Raw genomic sequence first — 6,921 nt, 5'->3', positions numbered from 1 at the left:
TGTGATAAAGGACATTATCATATGTAGAGCGAGCTGTGAATCCTTCCTCGGAGCGAGGGGCAGATTTGAGATACGCCACAACTCGATCAAGACAGCTCAGTCGCGATCGGCGGGGCTCTCCCACAATCGACCGTTCGCGGGCGAGACGCGCGATGGTAAGGCTGGCGCGTGCTCGCCTGCGTCTTATTCACAAGCTTACATGCGAAGCGACACGCCAAGACGCACCGTGCGCGGAACGCCCGGCAAGATGCCGCGCGAACGATCAACGATTGTCAATCGGTCAAAAACGTTATGCGCGCTGGCAAAAATCTCCCATTTGCCCTTGGGAGGGCCATAGCTGAGTGCGAGGTTTGCCGTCGTCCAGCCGGATATGCGTCCGCGCTGGCCGTCGGGCGTCACGGCCAAAAGATTGACGTCATCAGCGAACATTGCTGATTGACCAACGACCTCGATCTGGCCGGTAAAGCCCTGACGGGCAATGCCGACCGCTGCGCTCAACAGAACGCGAGGACTATAGGGAAGCCGGTTGCCCTGCACGTTACGGGCGAGCCCACACGCCACAGGTCCGCTGCCTGTCGCCACCATCGTTCCCACCGCCCCGCCGTCAAGGCACGGTGCCGTGGCGATACGGGTCGATGCATAGCGCGCTGTCGGCACCCAGGTCGCAGCCATACGAGCAAAGAAATCGGTCTCGCTGGTCAGTCCCGCATCCGAACTCGACGCTTTTAACGAGAACTCGCCACCGCGATGCAACGTGCGGCCTGCCGACGTCAACGTGGCCCCGGTTCCCCCGGCGACAGATTGAGGCACAATCTGATTTTCAAAGTCCATCACGAAGAAGGTTGCGTCCGCGTACAGTCCACGAACCAGCGTCCCGCGCATGCCTAGTTCCCAGTTCCAGCTCAACTCTGCGTCGAGATCGACAGAACCTCCGGCGCTTGTGATGACATCTTCCACCCGCGGTGGCGCGAAACCGCGATGGACGCCGCCATAAGCAATGATGCCATCGGCAATATCGAATGTCGCCCCGATCCCGGGGATGATCTTTTGCAACTTGCTTGTGCCGGCGGTCTCGGTCGTCAGCCCGCCCGACGGCCTGCCACCGATCAGAACGTCAATGGGCAAGTTGCGGCGACGAAAATCGATTGCTTCAACCCTCGCGCCCGGGATGATCGCAAGCTTTCCGAACTCAAGTGTGGACTGCACGAATCCCGACCATGCGGACGCATTGCGAAGCTGATTTTCGCGCAGGCCGGCATTGACGCCACTCCCAGCCACTCGGGAAGCGGCGGTGTCGCCGTTTACCTGGCGACGGCGCTGTCGTTCATCATGATAGCGGATGCCGATTTCGGTCTGTCCGCCAAAGCCGAGCCCCAGCCCGTCGCGATGCCCCAGCGAGATTCGCGTTTCGACCCCCCAGGTATCGTAGTTTCGAAGCCTTCCCTCGTTGCCGCACCCGGTCAACAGGTTGGCCATGCCGCCACATAGCGGATCCGACGCATCGGAGGGGCGCTGTGTGGAGTTCGAGGACTGTCGCCACCAGTCGCGATCAAACCGTTGCCAATAAGCCACCGTGCGCAGACTGATTCCAGTAGCGAGTGTCCAGCGATGGGCTGCCGAAAGGCCATAGCGATCAGCAGAAAATGTGTCACTGCCGCGCGGGAACGGATTGCCGCGTGGCGCGGCCGCGAATTCTGCGCGCGTTACCCCTGAATAGGTGATATCTGACCGCTCACGGAACCAACTTGCCTTTACAACTAGCTGCTGATCTGGCGACAAATCCCATTCGCCCTTGGCGAACAGGTCGGTGAACCGGAGCAACTGATTGTCCCTGCTCCCCGCAGCCTGGCGATGATCGGCGGTGACGAAAGCGCGTCCGCCCAGAACCGGCCCGCCGATCTGCGCGTCCGCGCCGAGGCCATTTCGGTTGCCCCCCTGCAGCGACAGCTTGCCCTCGAACGTCTCTGGAGCGCGCGGCGTGATATAGTTGATGACGCCGCCTATCGTCTGCGGTCCGAACCGCACCTGCGAAGCGCCCTTCAAAACTTCGATGCGATCAAACCGGCTCAGCGGCGGATGATAATAGCTGGCGTTGTCGCCATATGGTGCGAAGGCCAGTGGGATCCCGTCTTCGAGTAACAGAACCTTGGAAGACCTAGTCGGGTTCAATCCCCTTATCCCGATGTTGGGCCGCGCCCCCGTCCCCTCCTCGTCCCGTGGAAAGACGCCAGCGACTTGGCGCAACGCATCGTTGACCGTCAGGACGCGGCTCCGATCTAGATCCTCGCGCGTGACAATCGAACCTGAACCCGCGATGTCGAGCAGGCTCTCAGCGTTTCCGATCACGATGATTTCCGGTGCTTTTACGTCGGCGACATTATCGTCGGCGACATTTTGGGCGAGCACCGGCGACGAGATGGTCACAGCGATTGCAGCCAGCGGCACGGCATTTATAAAGTTAACCAACGTACGTCCCCTGAAATTATCTGCGAGTAGTTCGCATTAGCGATTAAAGTCTGTTGCTAAAAAAAGCAAACTGCTTCGCCGGGCGTGTGCGCCAGAGGCCCGGAGGCTTCTCCACGGGCTGCCCTCGGGCCTGCCTTGCGCGTCGGTTGCACCGACGACCGCCGCGACGTTGGCCCCGCCCAGACGTCGCGAGCGATGCCGCATGCCTTGCGGACCGATCGCCCGGGCGGCGCTGAGTACGCACCAGGGGCTCGGGATGAAAATGCGTGGCGAAGGCGTGCGGCCGGTCTGCCCGTTACTGCCTCACCGCGCCGAAGGAGGGGCCCAAGTGTCGGGCGACCGCACGCTCGCGCACTTCGCCAGATAGCCATGACCAGTGCATCGTTGACCAGTTGCGCCGTTATCGCAACGCTCATCGACTAACTGACGATGCAGCGTGAGAACAGGTCGATGACAGCCGCTAAGTACAGCCAGTCTTCGGCGGGTCCAGATATAGGTGAAGTCTGCCACCCGCTTTTTTGTTTCGGGCCGTTGGCGGTTAACTGACAATGAGCACGTTGCCGGCGATGATCGGCGACCGGATGTTCCTCATATTTCTTTCGAACACTATTCAGGACTATAGGGACCCGCCAAAATCTGTTGCAGCAAGCTTATTGAATAGCTGCGACCCTATCCGGGCAAATCGTCGATCCTCCCCACATATTTTATACAAGGCTATGGCCATCGCGCTGACGCAGGTCGTTGTGAAGCGTTGTCGCGGCGATCGCAGCATGGCCCATCGCAACGCTGATCTGGTCGAGCGACATGACGATGTCGCCGGCGGCATAGATCCCTGCGGCGCTGGACCGCTGCTTGGGATCGACCACGATGCAGCGATCGTCACTCAGCGTCAGGCCGAGGGACTTGGCGAGCGCGTTGTTGCTGTCCGAACCAAGAGCGGGATAGATGGTGTCGAACCGGTAGAGGCCGCCGTCGCGTAGTCGAACCACTGCCGCGTCGGCGAACTCGAGCGCGTCGATTGGACTCTCCTGCACGTTGATGCCGGCACTCGACAGGCTGATGCGATCCGTTTCGGAAAGTTCAACCGACTCGTGGGTCAGGAGCGTTACATCGTCCGAGAAAGTGCGCAGAAACAGCGCCTCCGCAACGCCGTGATGGTCGGCGCCGATCACACCGATCGCCTGTCCAGTTACCTCGTAGCCATCACATACGGGGCAGTAGCGCAGCAATCCTCGGTCGAGGGCGTCGCGATGCGTTGCTGCATCCATCGCCGGACGTCGGTTTTCCACGCCTGTCGCCAGAACGACAGCGCGAGCGGTAAAAGCGATACCCGCGCCGCGTGCCTCGAAGGAGTCTATCCCGCCTTCCAGCTCTTCGATGAGGCCCGTGACGATCGTCGTGCCGAAACGCTCGGCCTGCTCGCGCATCCGGCCTAGCAGATCCTCGCCGTTGATCCCGTCCGGAAACCCGGCATGATTGTGCGAGCGCGGAATCCACTTTGCGCGGCTGTGGCCTGCATCGACCACGATCACGCGGCGATGATAGCGGGAAAGGTAAATGGCTGCGGTCAGGCCGGCAGGTCCGCCGCCTACGATCAGAACATCGCACTGCTCGGACATCATGCCTCTTTCACCGGATCGCGATAAGCAGGCACCCCCATCGTGGTGCGCCCGCGCTCGATCCACCCCATTAAGGTGCGGACTTTCCTCACACCGTCAGATAAAGCTCTGGGGCCTTCGCGCCGAAACTGAGCACCTTGAACGGCGCGACCTTCCGCCCGCTCATGCCAGGGGAGCCAGCAGGCATTCCCGGAAGCGCGATGCCTCGGATGCGCGGCTTTTCCTTAAGCATTTTCTGCACTGCCGCTACCGGCACGTGGCCTTCGATCGCATATTTCCCGATGATGGTCGTATGGCACCCCGCCAGCTCCGCTGGCACGCCGAAACGCGACTTCACCGCTTCGAGATCGCTCACCGGAACGACCCGCACTTGTATGCCCGCTGAGCGCAACGCAGCGGCATGGCCATCACAACATTCGCAACCTGGGTTCTTGTACATGACGGCGGTAACCGCCGACGGCGGACCTGCCGTTGCCGGAGCAACAAAGATAGCTGCTGAAAGCATAAGCCCGGCTATTTTCATCAACATGGTCTTTCCTCCTGACGAAATATCAATCCAGTGACGCACCGTAGTCGCTCGGCACGCGATTGCGGCCATGCCGCTTGCAGAACCCGAAGCGCGGAGCGGAATAGCAACATGGCGACGAAAGTGCCGAAGAGAAACATCGTACTTGCGACGGCGTAACGCCGCTGATCAGCTTCGGCGCTGCCTCGATCACAACCAAAGTCCCGAGCGCCGCGATGAACGCGCCCTGGCGACCGCGCACTAAGATATAGGCCGTACGCCCCAGAGAGCCTAACTTTTATCGATAGAGCTCAAAGCGGTTCGCCCGTACAGCTCATTCATGAACATAAGAAGGTCCGCCAAGGCCGAGCGCGCGAGGCTCCGTTTTCATGATGTGCTTCTCCGGCCCGACCCGTCGCGCACTGTGGTCCGGCCGTTCGAACCTGGCTATCCGCCTAGCTTCGATAGCGGCAAGACGCGTACGCAGGAGACGGTCGATTTCATCCTTGCGCTCGACGAGCCCGAACTGACCCGCCAGCTGGAAGGCGTGACTGCATCGCTCGACGAGAACCACCGGGATGTCGATGCGTTTCTCCGACGACGCTTCGATGAAATGGCCGACCGTTTCGACGGAGCCAATCGATGCAACGACGCACAACGCCGACTGATCGGGGCGTATTTCAGTCAGGAGTACGCCTATGAGGGAGCGGCGCTGTTCAATCCCAGCGCGGTACTCCATCCCGACCAAGTCGATGTGGCCAAGGGCGAGGTCCGCTTTATTCTGTCGCTGCGCGGGATCGGCGAAGGCCACCTTTCCTCCGTGACCTTCCGCACCGGCCGGTGGACGCCGGGCGGCTCGCCGACCATCGACGATCCGGGGTCCGTGTCGGTGCCGCCAATCATTGATCAGGCCGATACGGCCAACGCTTCTGTTCGGCTCCATTGCGGCGGCAGTCGGACCCTTTCGGAGACGGTTCTGTTCCCGGTGCTGGCGAGCCAGCGCCAAGGCATCGAGGATTTGCGCCTCGTCCGGTTCGACGAGGGCGATGGCGTCTTCGCTTATCACGGCACCTATACCGCGTTCAGCGGTTCGGCCGCGCGGTCGGAGTTGCTGACTACCACCGATTTCACCACCTTCGAGATGCGCGCGCTGACCGGCGATGCCGCCGGCGGCAAGGGAATGGCGCTGTTCCCGCGCCGGATCGACGGCCGCTTCGCGATGCTCGGTCGCCAGGACAATAAGAACATCTGGCTGCTGACATCGGAAGACATCCTGGCGTGGAATGGTGGCTCCAAGCTGATCGAGCCGCGCTATCCGTGGGAATTCGTCCAAATGGGCAATTGCGGCTCGCCGATCGAGCTGGATGAGGGTTGGCTGGTCCTGACGCACGGCGTCGGCACGGTACGCAACTACTGCATCGGCGCGTGCCTGCTGGACAAGGACGATCCGTCCAAGCTGCTGGCGCGCACGCCGCGTCCGGTCCTGGCGCCCAGCCCCAAGGAACGCGACGGTTACGTCCCCAACGTCGTCTATAGCTGCGGTGCGCTCGCGGTCGGCCGCGACCTGCTGCTTCCCTATGCGGTAGCCGACAGCTTCACCGCGTTCGCGACGGCGTCGATCGACGACCTGCTCGCCGTGATGGAATAATCCTGACACGGGTACCGGAGAGGATCGCACCCGATCTAACGAGCGCACCGTAAAAGAGCTAGATGATAAGGTAGTGGTCTTGAACGTGCAGGATCGCTAAGGACGGTCGGAATGAGCCGCCTGCTTCCTTTTGTCATCGGCTTGCTGTTTGCCTCGCTTTTGGGGCTGACTTCGGCTTTCTATCTAAGTGACGAAAGCTCGAATATGAGCCGCTTCGGCACGCCCGGCTTAGCCCTTTCGATGGCGAGCGTGAGCGAGCCTCCAAGCGACGAGGTGCCCGGAGACGTTGCCGGACGCTTCCCTCATGCGCATAGTGAATGCCACGGCGATCACATGAAGGTGCCTGCCATGGCGATCATCTCGCAGATGGAGCCTGAGGAGGTTTATTCGACGTCCGGGCAGCGGATTAGCGAAGGGGTGATTGTCGCCCCGACATTGAGACCCCCAAAACTCTAAGCTACGGCAACGGCCGACAGTGCCTCTGAGTAGAGCATGGTCGCTGTAACGGGTGACTTCGTCACGCGGCCCGGGCCCACTTGCGAACGCCGCGGCGATCCGCCGCTTTGAAAAAAGCGGCAACCCTGCTTTGCTCGCCGCTCACCAAATCCTGCATACAGTTATGGAGACCCGTAATCGTCCGGCGGGACCCGCCTTGCTTGGCGGGGGAGCGATCGGTCTTAAGC

5 protein-coding genes are annotated in these 6,921 nt (G+C 61.2%); 2 read left to right on the top strand and 3 right to left on the bottom strand.

Annotation, left to right across the window (positions count from 1 at the left end):
- Positions 1 to 195: 195 nt before the first annotated feature.
- The 3 genes from AX703_RS10455 to AX703_RS10445 form a co-directional block, all read right to left on the bottom strand.
- Positions 196 to 2,445 carry a TonB-dependent receptor domain-containing protein gene (locus AX703_RS10455; protein WP_062343929.1) on the bottom strand — a complete coding sequence of 750 codons (2,250 nt, stop codon included), beginning with the start codon at positions 2,443 to 2,445 and terminating at the stop codon, positions 196 to 198.
- Positions 2,446 to 3,170: 725 nt separating this feature from the next.
- On the bottom strand, positions 3,171 to 4,085 hold the full coding sequence (locus tag AX703_RS10450) for an NAD(P)/FAD-dependent oxidoreductase (RefSeq protein ID WP_337138158.1): 915 nt from the start codon (positions 4,083 to 4,085) through the stop codon (positions 3,171 to 3,173).
- Positions 4,086 to 4,173: 88 nt separating this feature from the next.
- Positions 4,174 to 4,683 carry a DUF411 domain-containing protein gene (locus AX703_RS10445; protein ID WP_231735485.1) on the bottom strand — a complete coding sequence of 170 codons (510 nt, stop codon included), beginning with the start codon at positions 4,681 to 4,683 and terminating at the stop codon, positions 4,174 to 4,176.
- A 247-nt stretch (positions 4,684 to 4,930) separates the two neighbouring features.
- On the opposite strand from AX703_RS10445, the gene AX703_RS10440 reads away from it, so the two are divergent.
- Positions 4,931 to 6,238, top strand: coding sequence for a glycoside hydrolase family 130 protein (locus AX703_RS10440; RefSeq protein WP_062343926.1), 1,308 nt, complete (start codon positions 4,931 to 4,933; stop codon positions 6,236 to 6,238).
- Between the two features lie 111 nt (positions 6,239 to 6,349).
- On the top strand, positions 6,350 to 6,694 hold the full coding sequence (locus tag AX703_RS10435; RefSeq protein WP_062343925.1) for a hypothetical protein: 345 nt from the start codon (positions 6,350 to 6,352) through the stop codon (positions 6,692 to 6,694).
- The last annotated feature ends 227 nt before the right edge of the window (positions 6,695 to 6,921 follow it).

Source organism: Novosphingobium sp. CCH12-A3 (assembly GCF_001556015.1).
GTDB lineage: Bacteria > Pseudomonadota > Alphaproteobacteria > Sphingomonadales > Sphingomonadaceae > Novosphingobium > Novosphingobium subterraneum.
Note: the sequence above shows the minus strand (reverse complement) of the source record. Positions and strands in the feature narration are given on the sequence as shown.

Coding starts and splice junctions, on each gene's coding strand:
- AX703_RS10445 (WP_231735485.1), bottom strand. CDS start 4,683: ATGGCCGCAATCGCGTGCCGAGCGACTACGGTGCGTCACTGGATTGAT.
- AX703_RS10435 (WP_062343925.1), top strand. CDS start 6,350: ATGAGCCGCCTGCTTCCTTTTGTCATCGGCTTGCTGTTTGCCTCGCTT.
- AX703_RS10440 (WP_062343926.1), top strand. CDS start 4,931: ATGAACATAAGAAGGTCCGCCAAGGCCGAGCGCGCGAGGCTCCGTTTT.
- AX703_RS10450 (WP_337138158.1), bottom strand. CDS start 4,085: ATGTCCGAGCAGTGCGATGTTCTGATCGTAGGCGGCGGACCTGCCGGC.